Origin of the sequence: Heliophilum fasciatum (genome assembly GCF_004341395.1) — a bacterium.
Taxonomy (GTDB): Bacteria; Bacillota; Desulfitobacteriia; order Heliobacteriales; family Heliobacteriaceae; genus Heliophilum; species Heliophilum fasciatum.
The window spans coordinates 1-19,600 of record NZ_SLXT01000011.1; the positions used below are offsets into that span (position 1 = coordinate 1).

The 19,600-nt window shown below is 42.3% G+C and carries 15 protein-coding genes and 1 pseudogene; all 16 read left to right on the forward strand.

Annotation, left to right across the window (positions count from 1 at the left end; all coding sequences use genetic code 11):
- Window positions 1-1,504 precede the first annotated feature (1,504 nt).
- A pseudogene (locus EDD73_RS15600) lies at window positions 1,505-1,666 on the forward strand (DapH/DapD/GlmU-related protein); the annotation flags it as partial.
- On the forward strand, window positions 1,663-2,958 hold the full coding sequence (locus EDD73_RS07365; protein ID WP_131919148.1) for a glycosyltransferase family protein: 1,296 nt from the start codon (window positions 1,663-1,665) through the stop codon (window positions 2,956-2,958). The pseudogene EDD73_RS15600 and the gene EDD73_RS07365, both read left to right, overlap by 4 nt.
- Window positions 2,939-4,159 carry a glycosyltransferase gene (locus EDD73_RS07370; RefSeq protein WP_165876378.1) on the forward strand — a complete coding sequence of 407 codons (1,221 nt, stop codon included), beginning with the start codon at window positions 2,939-2,941 and terminating at the stop codon, window positions 4,157-4,159. Before EDD73_RS07365 ends, EDD73_RS07370 begins: the two co-directional genes overlap by 20 nt.
- Complete coding sequence (locus EDD73_RS07375) at window positions 4,134-5,195, forward strand: EpsG family protein (protein ID WP_165876379.1); 1,062 nt, start codon at window positions 4,134-4,136, stop codon at window positions 5,193-5,195. Before EDD73_RS07370 ends, EDD73_RS07375 begins: the two co-directional genes overlap by 26 nt.
- A 27-nt stretch (window positions 5,196-5,222) precedes the next feature.
- The gene (locus EDD73_RS07380) at window positions 5,223-6,380 is read left to right on the forward strand and encodes a glycosyltransferase (RefSeq protein ID WP_131919151.1); all 1,158 of its coding nucleotides are present in this window, start codon (window positions 5,223-5,225) and stop codon (window positions 6,378-6,380) included.
- A 48-nt stretch (window positions 6,381-6,428) separates the two neighbouring features.
- Window positions 6,429-7,802, forward strand: a complete 1,374-nt coding sequence (locus tag EDD73_RS07385) for a lipopolysaccharide biosynthesis protein (RefSeq protein ID WP_131919152.1) — start codon at window positions 6,429-6,431, stop codon at window positions 7,800-7,802.
- A 222-nt stretch (window positions 7,803-8,024) separates the two neighbouring features.
- On the forward strand, window positions 8,025-9,077 hold the full coding sequence (locus EDD73_RS07390; RefSeq protein ID WP_131919153.1) for a polysaccharide biosynthesis protein: 1,053 nt from the start codon (window positions 8,025-8,027) through the stop codon (window positions 9,075-9,077).
- 70 nt (window positions 9,078-9,147) lie between these two features.
- Window positions 9,148-10,374, forward strand: a complete 1,227-nt coding sequence (locus EDD73_RS07395) for a polysaccharide biosynthesis C-terminal domain-containing protein (RefSeq protein ID WP_131919222.1) — start codon at window positions 9,148-9,150, stop codon at window positions 10,372-10,374.
- A gap of 2 nt (window positions 10,375-10,376) precedes the next feature.
- Window positions 10,377-11,555, forward strand: a complete 1,179-nt coding sequence (gene wecB, locus EDD73_RS07400) for a non-hydrolyzing UDP-N-acetylglucosamine 2-epimerase (protein ID WP_131919154.1) — start codon at window positions 10,377-10,379, stop codon at window positions 11,553-11,555.
- A gap of 301 nt (window positions 11,556-11,856) precedes the next feature.
- Window positions 11,857-12,231 (forward strand): hypothetical protein, encoded by a 375-nt coding sequence (locus tag EDD73_RS07405; RefSeq protein ID WP_131919155.1) that lies wholly within the window; start codon window positions 11,857-11,859, stop codon window positions 12,229-12,231.
- Window positions 12,232-12,751: 520 nt separating this feature from the next.
- Window positions 12,752-14,080, forward strand: a complete 1,329-nt coding sequence (locus EDD73_RS07410) for a UDP-glucose dehydrogenase family protein (RefSeq protein ID WP_131919156.1) — start codon at window positions 12,752-12,754, stop codon at window positions 14,078-14,080.
- Window positions 14,070-15,110 (forward strand): GDP-mannose 4,6-dehydratase, encoded by a 1,041-nt coding sequence (locus EDD73_RS07415; protein ID WP_131919223.1) that lies wholly within the window; start codon window positions 14,070-14,072, stop codon window positions 15,108-15,110. Before EDD73_RS07410 ends, EDD73_RS07415 begins: the two co-directional genes overlap by 11 nt.
- Before the next feature lie 230 nt (window positions 15,111-15,340).
- Complete coding sequence (locus EDD73_RS07420) at window positions 15,341-16,720, forward strand: GumC family protein (protein ID WP_131919157.1); 1,380 nt, start codon at window positions 15,341-15,343, stop codon at window positions 16,718-16,720.
- On the forward strand, window positions 16,717-17,457 hold the full coding sequence (locus tag EDD73_RS07425; RefSeq protein ID WP_131919158.1) for a CpsD/CapB family tyrosine-protein kinase: 741 nt from the start codon (window positions 16,717-16,719) through the stop codon (window positions 17,455-17,457). Before EDD73_RS07420 ends, EDD73_RS07425 begins: the two co-directional genes overlap by 4 nt.
- A gap of 93 nt (window positions 17,458-17,550) precedes the next feature.
- The gene (locus EDD73_RS07430; RefSeq protein ID WP_131919159.1) at window positions 17,551-18,333 is read left to right on the forward strand and encodes a tyrosine-protein phosphatase; all 783 of its coding nucleotides are present in this window, start codon (window positions 17,551-17,553) and stop codon (window positions 18,331-18,333) included.
- A 57-nt stretch (window positions 18,334-18,390) separates the two neighbouring features.
- Window positions 18,391-19,524, forward strand: a complete 1,134-nt coding sequence (alr, locus tag EDD73_RS07435; RefSeq protein WP_131919160.1) for an alanine racemase — start codon at window positions 18,391-18,393, stop codon at window positions 19,522-19,524.
- The last annotated feature ends 76 nt before the right edge of the window (window positions 19,525-19,600 follow it).

Consider the following 19,600-nt stretch of genomic DNA (forward strand, 5'->3'; position numbering starts at 1 on the left):
TTTCGAATCGATCGTTTCTTCATTTGATTCGACATGCGAAGTCAAAATACCTTTAAATGGTGCAAAATACCATCGAATAATGCGTTTTTTGAATCACCCCTTGGGATGCGGGGGTTTTTAGACAGACTCATATAGGTAATAGCGAAAAACGTTCCGTCCATCGCTATTGAATTATTGTTATTGAGGACGACCCCGACACTTCATGTATTTGGATATAAATATTCGTAATGATCCCGTAGAGCATAATGCGGAAATGTATCAATGCCGCTGGTAAGTCGAGCTTCTTTTTCGCTTCCTTAAGCAATATTTAAAACTAACGAATTTCTTCGCTACTACTTAAAATGCCGTCTTTGGACAGCTTTTTTGTGCTTTAATTATGGTCCGTCCTAATGATAAAAACGTTTCATCAAATAAAAAGCGTACAACATTGCAAAAAACTACCTTGGTTGCATTTTATGTCATCTTCTTATACATTCGCTGCCAACTGAGATCATCGTCGCATTTGATTTCTGTGTTTGAGCTCATCGATCTCATAATATTCATTGATTATTTTGGATAATCAACAGGCCGGATGTGAAAAGGTTTGCCCTGCTATAGAATTGCCGGCAATCACTGATAATAATATACGGTGAAGTATATTGCTAGTTGATGAAATTCTCAGAGCATTGACCTCTATCTGGAGGGGCTTTTTCAAGCACAGCAGATAATTTTTTAAAAAATGGCTGGCGTCGTTTTTGGTGCCGAACTTGGCAGCGACTTTGTAGTATGTCATGTCGGTACATTCGTGATCGGTTAACCATATATAGTGAAATTTATCAATGGATTCACCACATTGGAAATGCCGCTTCATGTTCCCAAGGCAAAAGGGGACCCCATATTGTGGGTATTCTTCATTACGATTGCAACAATAACCGGAAACTGTTGTAAATCGGAGTTTGTTTGATTTGTACGTGTTCTTTTTGGGGTGAATTTGGTTAACCGAACACGAATGAACGATTGTTAAGTAAGGCCAGTCTTTATGGATTGTTAAAAAAGAAAAATATTCTATAGAAAGAATGAAACACAAATGAAAGGTGTAAAAGTTACTTTGAATGAGAAAAGAAACCGTGATAAATATAAAAAATACGGTTTTTTTATTTGGTTTCTATCTCGTATTATAAGAATACTTCCCATTCATGCGCGAATTTTTTATATAAATCGGTTGAACAGGAGAAGTGGCAAAATTGCAATAGGATTGCGTTACGCCGCGTTAAGAACCATTGCCAGAGAATGCGGGGAGAATGTTGCTATTGATGAGGGTGTTATCCTGTATAACCCTGAAAACCTTAAACTTGGCAATAATATTTCAATTAATCAATTCTGCTATCTGCAAGCAAGAGGCGGAATAACGATTGGAGATAATGTTTCAATTGGTCACATGGTAACCATCATGTCATCTGAGCATGTATTCACTGATATCCATAAGCCAATTAAAGATCAAGGGATTCAAGTAAAGAGTGTTGTCATAGAAAACAATGTATGGATTGGAGCAAAGGCAACAATTATGATGGGTGTACATATTGGTCAAGGGGCCATTATTGCTGCAGGGGCCGTTGTTACAAAAGACGTTGCACCGAATACTATAGTTGGTGGCGTGCCCGCTCGCGTGATTAGGAAAAGAGTATGAATATATTGGTGATAACCCGCGGTGCTTGGAATACCAGCAACAATACCGGTAACACACTTGAGAACTTCTTCCAGGGGTTGTCTGAGTACAGCTTTTATAATCTGGCATTGAAAGAAGAGCCAATGAATTCTGTTGTATGCAAGAGAAGCTTTGTTATTTCAGAGGAAAAAATGATAAAGCACTTTTGTTGCAAGAAGTATGAACAAGAAATGTCTTGCAATACACAGCTTTCATCCGGTGGGAATAGGATTTATGTCGATGTAAATAAGAGACATAATTCGTTGGTACTGAAAATTATCCGCGAGATAATATGGGCAGTGAAGCGTTGGGATGGTAAACCACTTAAGCAGTATCTTGATGAAATAAAGCCAGATGTTGTGTTCATGCCTGTCTACAATTGCCTGTATCCGTTTGATGTACTTGAGTTTGTCAGAACTTACACTGGTGCAAAAGTTGTTCTCTTCCATGCAGATGACAACTTATCGGTTCCTAAAGACAGCAAATCCGATCTGTTTGTTGCCTACCGTAAAAGACTGCAGAAGAAAATCAAAAAGGCAGCCAATCATTCATTTGTTAATCTGGCAATTAGTCCACTGATGGCAAAAGAGTATTCTAAGCAGCTTAACAAGGAAATGTGGGTAGTACAAAAATCATATCTTCCCGAACAGGTTATTGAAACAGCATTTGACTATGCAAGTATTGTTGACAGCGAAACGGTTAAGATGGTTTATACAGGTAACGTTGGGTCTGGAAGACTGGCAACACTGATAAAGGTTGGCCAGGAAATCAATAAACTCAGCTGTTGCAAAAAAATTGTTCTTGAAATCTATACGAATACGGCACTCTCCGAGGAAGATTGCATGAATATTGAAACAACTAATGTTATAAAAATTATACCGCCCGTTAGCTATGAAGAAATTCAAAAGGTGCAAGCAAAAGCAGATTTTCTTGTCTATGCCGAGCCATATGACAAGGAGAATTTAGAACGAGTACGGCTTTCTTTTTCCACCAAAATAACGGATTATTTGACAAAAGGCAAGTGTATAATTGCCTTTGGAAACGAGGGAGCAAATTCGATTCAGTATCTTCAAGAAAATAATGCTGCCGTAGTTGTAACAAATCCGGATAAGATTGGACAAACGGTTTGCAATATCATTTTTGATCCAAAGTTTTGTACCAAAACTGCTGATAATGCTGTTAAGTGTGCTAAGAAAAATCACAGTCCCGATTCCTTGCGTAATCTGCTGAAATCAGTGTTTGAGGAGATTAATGATGAAAGTTGCACAGATTAATACTGTATATGAATACGGTAGCACGGGTCGCAACTGTAGCGAACTATGTGGATACTTAAGGGAAAACGGTGTTGACTGTGTCAATATCTATTCGAAGGGAAAGAAAAGTGATGGAGGATATGTAGTCGCATCGGTTTTGGAATGCAAGTTGGCGGCTTTGTTGTCAAGGGTTACTGGGTATCATGCCCATAACTCCTTAATCTCGACAAACCGTTTGCTGAAGATTCTAAGTAAAGAAAAACCGGATGTTGTATGCTTGAATAATCTTCACTCTAATTATGTGAATCTTCCACAGCTTTTGTCTTTTTTAAGTATTAACCAAATTCCCACTGTTGCTATTTTGCATGACTGCTGGTTTTACACTGGCTATTGCACTCATTATACATATATTCGCTGCGATAAATGGAAGAGAAGCTGCGGTGACTGTAAGTATGTGATACAAGATGGCGGAACATGGTTTTTTGACCGTACAAAACAGATGTGGGACGACAAAAAAAAATATTTTAATTCTATAACAAATCTCGCAGTTGTCGGTGTTTCTAAGTGGATAACAAATGAAGCAAAGAAGTCACCTATATTTGGCCGCGCAAAAGAAATCGTTCATATTGGGAACTGGATTGATTTGTCAGTTTTTAGACCTAAATATTCTAACAAGAAAATAGAAGGATTTTCCGTGTTGGTTGAAGCAACAAAATGGTACGACATGAGAAATTGTGAGGTAAAAAAAAATCTCTTAAGTAACCTATGGGCAGATTGCAAAATTCTTTTGCTCGGAAATGAACAGAAGGACGAAATTGATGACCCACGGGTGATTAATCTAGGTTACATAAATAATATTGAAAAGCTAGTAGAGGTTTATAATACTGCCGATTGCTATTTACATATGTCCTACGAAGATAGCTTCGGCAAAATTGTTGCTGAATCAATGGCATGCGGAACGCCTGTAATTGTATATGACAGTACCGCGCTTCCAGAATTCGTTGTTAATGAACGCTGCGGTTATGTTGTTAAGCCTGGTGATGGCAAGGATATTATTTGTGCTTTGGACAAGATAAGAGGTAATGGAAAAAAATACTACAAAGATGAATGTGTAAGTTTAGCAAAAGAAAAATTTGAAAAACAAAAGCAATGTGTGAAATACCTCGAATTATTCAAAAGAATGGTTGGCGAAAACAGTGTGGCAGATATTTGTATACATTGAGGTGTTCATATTAGCCTTTATTGCAATTTATGGTAATGCAAAAACGAGAAAAGGTGATTTCTTTGTTCGAAAATTCGTTTATTTAAGTCTGGTAATACTTGCTTGTACCAGAAACTATTCGGGTTACCCCGATTACATCGGATATAATGGTTACGAACAAGAGTACAATCGTTTTGCAATAATGTCATTTGAGAGCATAATCGACCAATTTGATATTCTTAAGGACCCGGTTTATTATTTGGTCGGCAGTGTCTTTGGCAAATTAGGTTTACCGTTTCGTATATGGATTGCTGTGATTGCGGTTTTTTCTATAGCCGCATTAATTAATTATGTCTGGAAGTATTCACAAAATAGAGGATTGTCCATGTTGCTGTACTGCACGTTTGGCTACTTTTTCTTTTCACTATGCGGATTAAGACAGGCAATTGCTATAGGATTTATTTTTTATGCTTACATTCAGGCTAAAGAACAGCACCTTGTAAAATTTTGTGTTCTTGTTGTGATGGCGACCATGTTCCATGAAAGTGCACTTATTTTTTTACCCGCTTACTTTATTATCTCAAGGGAAAAACCAAATAAGAGAACTGCAATGTTACTTGTTCCTATAGCAGTTATTTTGTTAATAAGATCGGATTTGGTTATATCTTTCTTGAAAATTATTATTATTAATGATACCAGATTTGAGGGAGTGCTTTCTGGAGCACAGGAGGGGTTAAATGCTACAAATGGTATTATTTTTACAGCTATATTAATATATTCCTTTACAATCAGGCACGCTAATGCGGATATAGGCAAACAAATAGATTGCCTTACTTTGCTTGTAATAGGATGGTTTTTCCGGATGTTTTCGATGGTAATGTCCGTGTCATTTAGGCTTGCAATGTATTACGATATATTTATTATTTCGTATATACCGGAGCGGTATATTGGTTCGGGAAAGAATAAAACTGATGTAAAAACTTATGCAATTATCGGTATGTGCTTGCTTTATTTCGTATTCTTTTCAGGCAGGAGTTTTGGCGCATTTAACTGGTAAAAAACAAGGGAATATTTAGGTGATAATATGGATGAATTACTATACATTGGGTGTTACGACTGCAATGAAAATAAAATAGAAAACAGAAAAGTTGCTCTTTCGGCAGTGAACAAAATGAATTACATTGCAAAATCACTTCGTGACATCGGATATCGCGTTAAAATAGTTTCGTCGGCAATTACAATGAATAAAAAACGATATGAAGCCCGTTCTGTTAATTTGGAACATAATATTGAATTGCAGTTGTTGCCGACTTTACCATGCGGGAGTGTATGCGCTCGTGTTCTTCAACGGCTTACAATGAGGATACAAATAGCAAGATTTCTTTATAAAAATACCAATGAAAATTCAAAAGTAATTGTCTACCATTCCTGCGGCTATATGCGAATTATTGAGTTGCTAAAGAAAATCAAAAAATTTAAACTTATACTTGAAGTTGAGGAAATATATGCTGATGTTAGCGGAAATGAGCGTATGAGAAAGAGTGAATTGCACTTTTTTAATCAGGCGGATGCATTCATTTTCCCGACGGAATTATTAAATCAACAGATAAATAAAAAGGGTAAACCTTATGTACTGATACATGGCACATACCAAGTAGAAGCGGCGAGAGAGTGCAAGTTTTTCAATAGCAAAATTCATTCCGACAAACAATCGCAGATCCATGTGGTATACGCAGGGACATTTGATTCTAGAAAAGGAGGTGCCATAGCCGCCGCCGCCGCCGAACATTTACCTTCTAACTACCATATTCATATAATTGGCTTTGGAACAGTAGAAGAAACAGAAAAAATGAAAAACTTAATATCTAAAATTGCAGACAAAAACAAAGCTATGGTAACTTATGACGGTTGCTTATCAGGCGAAGAATACATACGTTTTATTCAAGGATGTGACATTGGTCTTAGCACCCAGAATCCTGATGCTGCTTTTAATATGACCTCGTTCCCGTCAAAAATCCTTTCTTACTTGGCAAACGGTTTACGTGTGGTAAGCATAAGAATAAGCGCAATAGAAGATTCTGCTATAGGTAAAGAATTATTTTACTACGAAAATCAGACACCGTTAGAAGTGGCTGAGGCAATAAAAAGAGCGTCCGCAGAAAAGAAGAATTCAAGAGCGGTAATAAAGGAACTTGATGAGAAGTTCAAGGACGAGATAGGAAAAATACTGAGTATAGTATAAAAAGCAATGTTATATAGGAAGAAAGATATAAACGATGGATAAAGGTGTATGCATATTAGATTAAGTGAATTAATTAAAAAAATCAAAGATTCAGACAACGATACAAAGAATGTTCTGATTAATATGTTTGGGGCCTTTTCTGTTAAAGGTGGTGCATTGATTGTTTCACTTTTAGCAACCCCCGCATACATTCGTTTCTTTAACGATAACAGCGCATTAGGGTTGTTGTACACGTTACTCTCTGTAATTTCATGGGTTTTGAATTTTGATTTGGGCATCGGAAATGGGCTTCGCAATAAGCTCACGGTTGCCTTTGCGAAAAAAGATAATGATGCAATAAAAAAATATATTACAAGCTCCTATATTTCAATAGGCATGGTCGTTCTGATAATTATTCTTCTGTCTATTTTTTCATTTGACTTCGTTTCATGGAATTTGATCTTTAATATCGACTCAGAAATAGTATCTTATCAGGCTGTACTGCTGTCGGTTAAAATTGTTTTTAGTGGCATTATGCTTCAGTTTTGGCTTAGAATTATTTCTTTTATTTTGTATGCTTTGCAATTATCGTCAATAAATAATGTATTGTCTCTTATAACTTCTATACTTCAATTATTGTATGTATCTTTTGCCGCTTCTGGTACTAATGATTACAATCTTGTCGTGATGGCAGTTGTACATACTCTTGCGGTTAATGTGCCGCTCGTAGTTGTGACAGTAGTAGTTTTTTCAATGAGGAGGTTAAAAAGTGTAAGACTGAGACTGTCTGATTTTAGCCTGTATCACACAGTTGATGTATTAAGGCTTGGCGGTAAGTTTTTCTTTGTCCAGATTGCATACATGGTCCTAATTAATACAAATGAGTATTTTATCTCTTTGTTCTCGGATAGTTCATATGTAGTAGATTACCAAATATATTACAAGCTATTTACAATAATAGGGACGATAGTAAGCTTAACACTAACCCCAATCTGGTCTGCAATAACAAAGGCAGTTGTAGAAAAGAGGATTAAATGGATTAATAAACTGTACAAAAAACTTCTTCTATTTGGGGCAGTGGGTTGCATTTTTGAGTTCATTTTAATACCGTTTTTACAGTTTGTAATTAACATATGGCTAAAAGAAGATGCTATAGTTCTTGATTACACATATGCTACAGTGTTTGCAGTATTTGGGAGCTTGATCATATTGAATAGTATCTTCTCAAGTATAGCAAATGGAATGGGTAAACTTATGCCTCAGCTTATCTGCTTTGGACTCGGCGCAATTATAAAAGTACCATTGGCTTATCTACTTGTATCGCATATCGGTTCATGGATAGGAGTTATTATCGCCACTGTTATTACAATGGCTGTATATGTAATTATCCAGCCTATAGTATTAAGGCAGGAAATCAACCGTCTCGGTAAATCAATAGAATAATAGTGGAACAAATAAATGTATATAAGGGTGTTAATCACTCTTGTTTTGAAGAGAAATCAAAATCATTGACAACACGGACAAACACCCTAAGTGGTATTTTAGCGGGCAGTTCAAGAGCAATTATAGCCATACAGGCCTTTGAAGATAGATGATTATCTCACCTGATTATATAACCATATTCCATTTCTGATTAACATTTTCACATAGGGAGGTAACAGAAAAATGAGCGTACAACCTAATTCGTTATTTACAGGAAAGACATTAATGATTACAGGTGGGACAGGGTCATTTGGCAATGCCATACTTAACCGTTTCATTGAGTCTAACATTGGCGAAATACGTGTCTTCAGTAGGGACGAGGCCAAGCAAGATAACTTAAGATACTCCCTCCAGGTACGCTTTCCTGAAGCATCCGAAAAAGTGAAGTTCTTTATCGGTGATGTGAGAGACATCCAGTCCATCCGTAATGCTATGCACGGTGTGGATTACATCTTCCACGCTGCTGCTTTGAAGCAGGTACCGAGCTGCGAGTTCTTCCCGATGGAAGCTGTTAAAACAAACGTTATTGGTACTGACAATGTACTGACGGCGGCTATTGATGCGGGTGTTAAGACGGTCATTTGCCTCTCAACAGATAAAGCTGCATACCCTGTCAACGCAATGGGTACGAGCAAGGCAATGATGGAGAAAGTTATAGTGGCTAAGAGCCGGACAACGAAGAGTACGAAGATTTGTTGCACCAGGTACGGTAATGTCATGTGTAGTCGTGGATCTGTTATACCTCTGTGGATTGACCAGATTAAAGCGGGTAATCCAATCACCATTACAGAGCCATCAATGACCCGATTTATCATGTCTTTGGAAGAAGCAGTTGATCTCGTGATGTTCGCCTTTGAACACGGCGAAAGCGGTGATGTACTGGTTCAGAAGGCACCAGCGTGTACAATTGAAACTCAGGCCAAGGCTGTAATCAGACTCTTCGGCGGGAAGGAAGAGGACATTAAAGTCATCGGCATCCGTCATGGCGAGAAGGTATATGAGACGCTTTTGACTAACGAAGAGTGCGCTCACGCCATTGACTTGGGGAAGTTTTACAGAGTACCATGCGACAAGAGGGATCTGAATTATAATAAGTATTTCACGGTTGGAGATACCGAGAGAAACACACTCACTGAATTCAATTCCAATAACACAGAACTGTTGAATGTCGAGCAGACTATGGAGAGAATAGCTGCCTTGTCTTACATCCAAGGACTGCTTGCTGAAAAGAAGTAATTTCTGATTGAGTCTGGATTTGCTCATATTATTGTGCTAAACCTTTGAGTTCGGATGAAGGGATGAAATGATGAGGATTTTAGTTACCGGTGCAGCAGGTTTCATAGGAAAGAACTTGTGTACATCTTTGAAGAACATAAAAGAGAAAAAAGACAGGACGCATTTTGGGCTGGCCATTGATGAAATCTTTGAGTATGATATTCAATCCACAACTGAAGATCTGGATGCCTACTGTAGCCAGGCAGATTTCGTTTTTAATCTTGCCGGTGTGAACAGACCGAAGGATGAATCAGAATTCATTGCAGGAAATTTCGGCTTTGCTATTCAACTGCTAGCCACCCTTAAAAAGCATAATAATTTTGCTCCTGTAATGCTGTCTTCTTCAATCCAGGCGACTCTCATCGATCGCTATAGTGGGTCCGACTACGGCAAAAGCAAGCTGGCAGGTGAAGAGTTGTTCTTCCGGTATGCTGCCGACACAGGTGCTCGTGTCCTTGTCTATCGTTTCCCGAACATTTTTGGCAAGTGGTGCCGACCAAAATACAATTCGGTAATTGCCACTTTTTGCAACAGTATAGCCAACGATCTGCCAATAACTGTGAATGATCGATCCACTGAACTGGAACTGCTTTACATAGATGACCTCGTCGCAGAAATGATTGCAGCACTTGAAGGCAAAGAACATCACTGTGACTACAACGGCTTGAATCCTGTGGAGAAAGCTGATGGTCGTTACTGTTTCGTCCCGACAACACATCATGTAACTCTGGGTGAGGTTGTGGACTTGTTGTATACCTTCCACGACCAACCACAGACACTGATTATGCCGGATCTACCGGATGGTAGCTTTGCCAAGAAGCTCTATTCAACCTATCTGTCGTATCTGCCTGCGTCTAAGGTTGTATTCCCGCTGAAGATGAACGTGGATGCAAGAGGCAGCTTCACAGAGTTGCTGAAGACAAAATCCTGCGGTCAGTTTTCTGTGAATATCATCAATCCTGGTATCGTCAAAGGACAGCATTGGCATCAATCCAAGTGGGAGCTCTTTATCGTCGTATCAGGTCACGGTCTAATTCAAGAGAGACAGATCGGATCCGACGAGGTGCTTAACTTCGAAGTCTCCGGTGACAGTATCCAAGCAGTCCACATGCTGCCTGGATATACGCATAACATAATTAACCTGAGCGATACAGAGTCGCTCGTTATAGTCATGTGGGCAAATGAGCAATTTGACCCGAATCACCCTGATACGTTTGGTGAGCCAGTAGATCCAGTTGCTCCAACGGAGGACAAATAATTATGAAGTTAGATTATAGCGATATTAAATTTGCAGACAACGGAAAACTAAAGCTACTTATTATCGTCGGTACAAGACCTGAAATCATCAGACTCGCTATGGTCATTTCTAAGTGTCGACAATACTTCGATTGCATCCTTGCACACACCGGACAGAACTACGACTATAACCTCAACGGTGTGTTCTTCAAGGATCTGAAACTAGCAGACCCGGAAGTATATATGGACGCAGTGGGCGATGACCTCGGTGCAACTGTTGGCAATATCATCAATTGTTCCTACAAGCTGATGAATGCTATCCAACCGGACGCTCTCTTAATACTTGGTGATACTAATTCTTGTCTTTCTGCTATTTCTGCAAAGCGCCTTCATATCCCTATCTTCCATATGGAAGCGGGTAATAGATCCAAAGATGAATGCCTTCCTGAGGAGACGAACCGTCGAATCGTTGACATAATCTCCGACGTGAATATGGCATACTCCGAGCACGCAAGAAGATATCTTGCTGAATGTGGATTTCCAAAGGAGAGAACCTATGTAACTGGTTCACCGATGGCCGAAGTGTTGCATGCAAACCTTGAGGATATCAAAAATAGTACCATCCTTGAAAAGCTGGGACTCCAGCCGAAAAAATACATCCTCCTCTCGGCTCATCGTGAGGAGAACATAGACACAGAGAAGAACTTCTTGTCGCTTTTCACAGCTATAAATACGCTATCCGAGAAGTATGACATGCCGATTCTGTACTCTTGCCATCCGAGGAGCAAAAAGAGACTGGAACAGTCCGAATTCGCCTTGGACCACCGTGTTATCCAGCACGATCCGCTTGGCTTCCATGACTACAATAACCTGCAGATGAATGCCTACGCTGTAGTTTCTGATTCTGGTACTCTGCCAGAGGAATCAAGCTTCTTCACGTCCATCGGACACCCGTTCCCAGCAGTATGTATCAGAACTTCCACAGAACGCCCAGAGGCATTGGATAAGGCATTGTTTATCCTCGCTGGAATCGACACGAAGAGCTTACTGCAGGCGGTTACCACAGCGGTCGAGTTGAATGACAATGGACAATCCGGCATTCCAACACCGGATTACCTTGATGAAAACGTATCAACTAAGGTCGTGAAGATCATCCAGTCCTACACTGGCATAGTGGATAAGATGGTATGGAGAAAATATTGATATGCGGATAACGGTGTTTGTCAAGGTAGTTGTCATGTACGAGATATCATAGACCCAAACGGTATTGGGTGCATCGACGTGAAAATCTTGCTTTAACAGGTTTTCCGCAACGGGCAAGTTATGATTGGAGTTCGTAGTAGCTTTATATTTCCGGCACCGGATTGAACGAATTCCATGGTCTTGCATCATCGGTACACTCGTTTGCGACTGCAACGTTGCTGTTCCCGAACATCGGCCAGGATCTTGTCAACCCATAAATCCCTTTGCTTGTTTGATGTCTTGCTTGAATGAGCTTCAAAACTTGGGCATCTTCTTGCTTGCGACGGCCTGGCTTGCGGCGCATCCAGGCATAGTAGTTGCTCCGTGGAAACTCCAAATCATGGCACAACCTCGCCACCGAATGTTCGGAGCAATTGTCCCGGATAAACCGGCACTTTACTTCCAGTGTTGCGTTGCGAAGAAGGCCGTTGCTTTTTTAAGATTGTCACCGTTTCTTCCAGGTCGGCTGTTCGTTTCTCTGCGGCCCGTAACTTTGCTTCAAGTTCCTGAATCCGTACTTGATCCGGATTTTCCTGGCTTTATCACGTTCCATCCGGCAATAGATGTTTTGATTGCTGACACCGAGGTCTTTCGCTACACTCGTGATGCTTCGGCCCTGTTTTTAGATCATTTGTAGGGTATTTTGCTTAAATTCTTCACTATATCTCATTCCCGTTCGTGGCATTTTCATCGCTCTCCCTAAGAGTATTTTATCTCACTCTTAGGTGTCCAACAAATCGGGTACAGGTCATAGGTGGTATGCTGAAAGAAATTGATATGCCTCCACACTCTCTCCGATGTATTAACCGCTTTGCGGCCCTTCTCTTCGCATACCGGGCAATCAAATTTTCCGCCAGGTGTAAAATCAAGGAAGATGCCCAATCGATCTTGTTCTACGTAAAAGCGTGTTTTTTTGACATGCCATGGCGGTCTCAATCCTAATGCAAGTTTAAATAAATCAATATTGTTCATACCCATATTTTGCCCAGGTACCCTTGCATTCACACTTTGTTACCCGAGCTAAACAGCGAAGAACCAAACAAAGTTACTGACAATGACGATGCCCCGTGAGATATTGGATCATGGTCATTTTGGTAACCACTGGAACAACGGTTCATGTTACATAATAAAAATAAATTAAAGAAAGGTAATTCGGCATGTGCAAAATAGCAATAGCGGGAACTGGTTATGTTGGTCTTGTATCCGGTGTGTGCTTTGCCGAAAAGGGACATCAGGTAACTTGTGTCGATACTGATGAGAATAAAGTTAATATAATGAAATCAGGGGTTTCTCCAATTTATGAAGCAGATCTGGAAGAACTGATGCAGAAGAACTATGCAGAAGGTAGAATTAGCTATACGACAGACTATAAATCAGCCTACAAAGATGCGGATGCAATATTTATTGGGGTAGGAACTCCAGAGCAACCTGATGGATCTGCTAATCTTACATATATTGCGACGGTAGCAAGGCAGATAGCTGAAACTGTAATGAGGGACTGTCTTGTTGTCGTTAAATCCACGGTGCCCATTGGTACCAATGATAAAGTTGAGCAGTTTATAAAGGACTTTTTAATTAATGATGTTAAGGTAGAAGTGGCTTCTAATCCAGAATTTTTGGCCCAGGGAACGGCCGTACGAGATACACTTCATGCGGCAAGGGTAATCATTGGAACAGATAGTAAATGGGCAGAAGATATGCTTAAGAAGATTTACGAACCATTCAATCTTCCAATAGTGTCTGTGAGCAGAAGATCTGCCGAGATGATAAAATATGCCTCAAATAACTTTTTAGCGCTTAAAATATCGTATATGAATGACATTGCTAATCTCTGTGAACTGGTGGGAGCGGATATACAGGACGTTGCTAAAGGTATGAGCTTTGACGAGCGTATTGGCAACAAGTTTCTGAGTGCTGGTATTGGTTATGGGGGATCGTGTTTTCCTAAGGATACGAAAGCGCTAGAATACCTTGCCAAACAAAATGGCTATGAATTAAGGACCGTAAAGGCTGGCATAGCTGTTAATAAGGAACAAAAGACTCTGCTTTACAAGAAGGCCAGCAGCAGATTGATAACATTTAACGGTTTAAAAGTTGCTGTTCTTGGGCTAACATTTAAACCGGGAACAGATGATCTTAGGGAAGCTCCGTCGCTTGAAAATGTGCCGTTATTGTTAGCACAAGGAGCAAATATCTATGCTTTTGACCCAGTAGGCAAGAAAAATTTTGAGGATAGATTCCCAGAAGGCAAACATGATAAAGGAAGAATTACATACGTAGATAATATAAAAGATGCATTGATAGATGCTAATATTTGCTTTATATTTACTGAATGGAGCGAAGTAAAGTCTGTAGCTCCAGAAGATTATAAAAATCTCATGAGAACACCATTGGTTTTTGACGGAAGAAATATTTATGAAATAAAAGACATGAGAAAAGCAGGAGTTGAATACTACTCTGTTGGAAGAAACTATCATGGGAGATGAGAAATTGAGTTATAAACAAATAGATAGATCGAAAATATACCTTGTAACTGGGGTGGCAGGTTTTATAGGATTTTTTTTATCTAAAAAACTTTTAGAACATGGATGCAAGGTAATTGGTATAGATAATATGAATGATTATTACGATGTAAAACTTAAACATACTCGTTTAGATCAGCTTAAACTATTAGAGAAATTCTCGTTTATAAAAGGTGATATTTCGGAAAAGGCTTTAATTACCAAATTGTTCGAAGAATACAAGCCTAATATTGTAGTGAATTTAGCTGCACAGGCAGGTGTTCGCTATTCGTTAGAAAATCCAGAAGTGTATATTCAAAGTAATATCATTGGATTTTTTAATATTCTTGAAGCATGTAGGCATAATCCTGTAGATCATCTTTTATATGCATCATCAAGCTCGGTTTATGGGGCAAATAAAAAGGTTCCATTCGAGGAAACGGATTTTGTGGATAATCCTATATCACTATATGCTGCTACAAAGAAATCAAATGAATTAATGGCCCACACCTACAGCCATCTCTATAAAATACCTGCTACAGGGCTAAGATTTTTTACGGTATATGGACCTATGGGAAGACCAGATATGGCATACTTTAATTTTGCTGATAAGCATTTTGCTGGAGAAGCCATAAGAATATTCAACAATGGGAATTTTGAGCAAGATTTGTATAGGGACTTTACATATATAGATGACATAGTGGAAGTAATTATGAGGATTCTTAATAACCCCCCTGATGATTTAGTTCCTCAAAGGGTTTTTAATATAGGAAACAACAGTCCGCAAAAACTTATGACATTCATAACAACTCTTGAGAAAGCTTTAAGCAAGGCAGTTGGTAGAGAAATTATCTTTGAAAAGTTATTCGAACCTCTGAAGGATGGGGACGTGCCTGCTACCTATGCATCCACACAAAAAATCCAGGAAGCAGTAGGTTTTCAACCATCTACATCCATTGAAGACGGATTACAGAAATTCGCTGACTGGTATGTAAAATCAAGAAAGTTAGTATAAACCTTCAAAAAACCCGATGTTTTCTTTGATTATTGATCTGAATATTTATCTAGATCTGATGCTGTCTATGGGATTTTATATAGGAAAAATGAAAACTAAATTGTGGGGTTTTTGTGTCGAATTGTAACTAGAAAAAAGCGTCATCATGCAGGATTGTTTCTCATAATGGAGAACTATATCAAAGTTAGGGTTAACCTATATCAATACATAGAGAAGGACGGAACCCATCTATGCAAGATCCTGCGCAAACATCAATAGAGTCGAACCAACGAGGGGTGCTTGATGATGAAATTGATCTGCGCCGCCTCTTTGGCGTGATCAAAAAATGGAAAAGCATGATCGCCGGGTTGACGTTGCTTTCCTTGTTGACAGCGGCGATTCTCAGCTTTTTTGTGCTTTCGCCTGTTTATGAAGCGCGCACTACCTTGCTGATCCTGCAGGCCGGCGATGTCAAGCAACTTGGCCAGCAAGGGAAAAACGGTGAAGGCCTCGAAGATGTGGTCGCTCAAGCATCGCGCATTCCCGAACTGACGCTACAGTCCTACGTCAATCAAGTAAAAAACGAAACCGTAGCACAGCGCGTCATTGACAAGTTAGGCTTGCAAGACCGTTACAGTTTGTTTGGCTTACTTGGTCAGATCGATGCCACCCTGATTAAAGACACCAACTTGCTCGAAGTGCGCGTCTCCGAACAAGATCCACTGCTGGCCAAAGAAATTGCTAATGCATTGGCCCAAGAGTTTGTCGATTATATTGCTTCCACCAATGTGGAGAAGTTGACCAAGTCCGGAAACCTCCTCGATGCCCAGGCCACAGAAGAAGAAAAGAACCTGCAAAAAGCTGTGGAAGCGTTGAACACCTTCTACGGGCAACCACGCAATCCCAATATTCTGGAACAAGAATCCAAAAATTTACTGGAGTCCTTGACGAAGTACCGTAATGCCAAGATGCAGGCGGAGATCGATATTCAGCAGTTGCAAGCCCAGATCAAGCAGATGGAGCAGCAGATGACCCAAATGCCGGTCACCCAAACGGTACGCCGTGTGGGCACCGGTGCTGACGTAGGCGGCTTCGGCGGTGTGACTGAAGTGGAAGAAGCTAACCCGATCTACAACAGCCTGCGCATTGACTACAGTCAAAAATCCGCCCAGTTGGCTGGCAAACAAGCCGAACTGGCCACAACCACCGCTGCCATCGCTTCCATTGAAGGTCAATGGCGGCAGATCACCGAAGAATTGGCCAACAAACAAACCGAGCAAGAGCGCTTAAAACGTGAGGTCGATCGGCTGAGTAAGACCCAAACCTTGCTCGTCGACAAAGTAGCCCAAACGCGGATCGCCAAGTCGATCAACCAAGGTGAAACGACCGTCAAAATCGCTTCGCCCGCCGTCATGCCCACATCGCCGGTCAAACCCAAAAAAGCGATGAATATGGCCATCAGTTTGGTCCTTGGCCTCATTGTTTCTGTCGGGATTGCCTTTGTCGTGGAAATGCTCGATAACCGCATTAAAAATCAAGACGATGTGGAGCAGCACCTCGGCATCCCCGTGTTGGGCATGATCCCCGGCCATGATGATGAAATGCTACGCGGGAAGGGAGGAAAACGGTGAGTTGGTTTAGCAGCAGCTCTAAGAAGAAAAAACGCGATCACCGGCAGCCGGAACGCAAAGTGATCGCCCTCGATAATCCCAAGTCACCCATCGCCGAAGCCTACCGTACGCTGCGCACCAGTATTCGCTTTGCCACAGCCATCCAAGAGCAGGCGAAAGTCTTTTTGTTTACCAGTGCCGGCCCGCGCGAAGGCAAATCGACGGTCACGGCCAACGTGGCTGTTACCTTTGCTCAAAACGGCACCAAAACCTTGCTGATTGACTGTGACTTACGCAAGCCTGTGCAACATAAAATTTTTCATGTCAGCAATTCCGTTGGCTTGACCAATGTCCTTGTTGACAAGTGTCCCGAAGTCGATGCGATCAATCTGACCAGCATCCCGCAGTTAGATGTAATGACCAGCGGCCCCATTCCGCCCAACCCGTCAGAATTACTGTCGAGCCCGCGGATGCAGGATTTGCTCGATGATCTTCGCCAACGTTATGACTTGATCCTCATCGATACACCGCCGGCCGTGGCCGTCACCGATCCCGTCGTCTTAGCCAGTCATGTGGACGGTATTTTTCTGGTGATTCGGGCCAAGCAAGCCACCATTGAGATGGCCAAGCTAGCCACAACGCGCTTGCAACAAAGCCAAGGACGGATCATCGGCGCCATCTTAAACGGTATGGAGATCCATGGCGAAGATTACTACTATTACTACTACTACGGTGGATCGCAAAACCAAAGCGAATAAGCGGTACGCCCTGTTTTGTGACGACAAAACGGGGTTTTTTTTCTTTTCTTTGCTCGTTATAATCAATCAAAAAGGACAGGTGGACCCATGGCAGTGAAGCAACCTATGGAAGACGCAATTATCGATTTGCATTGTCACATTCTTCCCGGTATCGATGATGGTGCCCCTGATCTGGAAGAGTCGCTGGCCATGGCGCGGCAAGCCTTTGACCAGGGTGTCCGCACGATCACCGTTACGCCCCATTTTCTACCGCACGGTGACGCGCCGCCACCTGATGAAGTGCGCCAAGCTTGTGCGGCGTTGCAAGCGGCATTGACGGAGCATGCTATAGAACTAGAACTCTTGCCTGGCCATGAAGTGTACCTGACGGAAGAAGTACCTCGTTTGTGGCGGGAAGGGAAGTTGCTACCGTTAACGGGGGAAGGGAACAAACTGCTCGTGGAACTGCCGCTCAATCAATATGCTTCTTGGATCAGTGATGTACTGTTTGAACTGCAGGTGGCCGGTGCTCAAGTGGTCATCGCCCACCCGGAGCGGTATCGTTATTTTCGTGATTCCCTCGAACTCCTTGAAGAGTGGGTGGCTCGGGGCACAGTGCTGCAAGTTAATGCCGGCAGCATTGTCGGACACTATGGGGAGTCTGTGTTCAAGGTGGTGGAGCGGCTCTTTGAGCAGGGCCTCGTCTCGCTCATCGGCTCCGATGCCCATTCGTCCCGGCGACGTACCTTCTTGTTTGATCAAGCATCAGCCCAATTGCATCGCTGGGGCATCGATGCCGGACGGCTCTATGCCAATCACCGGCGCTTATTGGCCGGTGAAGAGCTTGATCGGGATATTGTCAAAGCCCTGCGTCCTTGGTGGCGCCTTTGGGCATAAATTTTGTTAGGCATGGTTGCTGATTGTAGCTGATCGTTGGAAAGGGGTTGGTTGGAAATGGAACGCCCGGTCTGGGCTGACGTCGACCTTGCGGCCATTGCCGCAAATGTTCGTAATATCTGTCAGCATGTGCAACCAAGCACTCAGGTGATGGCTGTCGTTAAAGCCAATGGTTACGGCCATGGTGCCGTGCCGGTAGCTAAGGCAGCCCTGGATGCAGGCGCGACCTATTTGGGTGTTGCCTTGCTTTCGGAAGTGGAAGAATTACGCGGGGCGGGAATCACCGCGCCGATTCTCATCTTGGGCTATACGCCGCCGGAATTAGCCGGTGCAGCCCTTGCGACCGGTGCGGCGCTGACCGTTTTTGATCTGCCGACGGCCACCGCTTATTCCGAGGCGGCCCAGGCGGCGGGAAAGACGCTGACGGTGCATTTGAAAGTCGATACCGGCATGGGGCGTATCGGTGTGCTGCCCGAAGAGGCCGGTGACCTGGCAGCGGCTATTGCTCGGTTGCCGGGGCTTGATCTGGAGGGCATCTTTTCGCATTTTGCTGCCTCCGATAGTCGCGATAAAAGCTATGCCCATGCCCAGTGGGCAGCCTTTCAACAAGTTTTGGCGGCAGTGGCGAAGCGAGGAATTAGGGTGCCGATCCGCCATATCGCCAACAGCGCCGCCATTTTGGAGATGCCCGAAACTCATCTCGATATGGTGCGAGCCGGGATCATCTTGTACGGATTGCAACCTTCTGATGAAGTGACCTTTCCGTTCCCTCTGGCACCGGCCATGGAGCTCAAAGCGCGTATCGCCCATCTCAAGACCGTGCCGGCAGGCACCGCCATCAGCTACGGCTGTACCTTTCGGACGGCGCGGGAATCGGTCATTGCTACCTTGCCGATCGGCTATGCCGACGGCTGGATCCGCTTGATGTCCAACTGTGCCCACGTGCTTGTTCGGGGCCGGCGTGTGCCGCTCGTGGGCCGGGTCTGTATGGATCAATGCATGATTGATGTGACTGATGTGCCGGCTGTATCTGTTGGTGATGAAGCCGTGCTTTTTGGCCGACAAGGAGGCGAATTTTTGTCGGTTGATGAAGTGGCCCGTCATGCCGGGACAATTAATTATGAAACGGTTTGTTTGGTCAGTTATCGTGTGCCTCGCCATTATCACGGCGCAGGGAAATCGATGCCATAAGTTGAATGTAGCGCTAGCTTGAAGGTGATAACGTCTGGATTGGTCAAGTGACGTCGTAGCGTTACGCTGCCATCAG

What these genes read in the sequence shown, in the direction of transcription:
- alr (WP_131919160.1), top strand. Translation starts at nt 18,391, where the DNA reads ATGGAACGCCCGGTCTGGGCTGACGTCGACCTTGCGGCCATTGCCGCA.
- EDD73_RS07410 (WP_131919156.1), top strand. Translation starts at nt 12,752, where the DNA reads ATGTGCAAAATAGCAATAGCGGGAACTGGTTATGTTGGTCTTGTATCC.
- EDD73_RS07365 (WP_131919148.1), top strand. Translation starts at nt 1,663, where the DNA reads ATGAATATATTGGTGATAACCCGCGGTGCTTGGAATACCAGCAACAAT.
- EDD73_RS07380 (WP_131919151.1), top strand. Translation starts at nt 5,223, where the DNA reads ATGGATGAATTACTATACATTGGGTGTTACGACTGCAATGAAAATAAA.
- EDD73_RS07390 (WP_131919153.1), top strand. Translation starts at nt 8,025, where the DNA reads ATGAGCGTACAACCTAATTCGTTATTTACAGGAAAGACATTAATGATT.
- wecB (WP_131919154.1), top strand. Translation starts at nt 10,377, where the DNA reads ATGAAGTTAGATTATAGCGATATTAAATTTGCAGACAACGGAAAACTA.
- EDD73_RS07415 (WP_131919223.1), top strand. Translation starts at nt 14,070, where the DNA reads ATGGGAGATGAGAAATTGAGTTATAAACAAATAGATAGATCGAAAATA.
- EDD73_RS07420 (WP_131919157.1), top strand. Translation starts at nt 15,341, where the DNA reads ATGCAAGATCCTGCGCAAACATCAATAGAGTCGAACCAACGAGGGGTG.
- EDD73_RS07385 (WP_131919152.1), top strand. Translation starts at nt 6,429, where the DNA reads ATGCATATTAGATTAAGTGAATTAATTAAAAAAATCAAAGATTCAGAC.
- EDD73_RS07395 (WP_131919222.1), top strand. Translation starts at nt 9,148, where the DNA reads ATGAGGATTTTAGTTACCGGTGCAGCAGGTTTCATAGGAAAGAACTTG.
- EDD73_RS07370 (WP_165876378.1), top strand. Translation starts at nt 2,939, where the DNA reads ATGAAAGTTGCACAGATTAATACTGTATATGAATACGGTAGCACGGGT.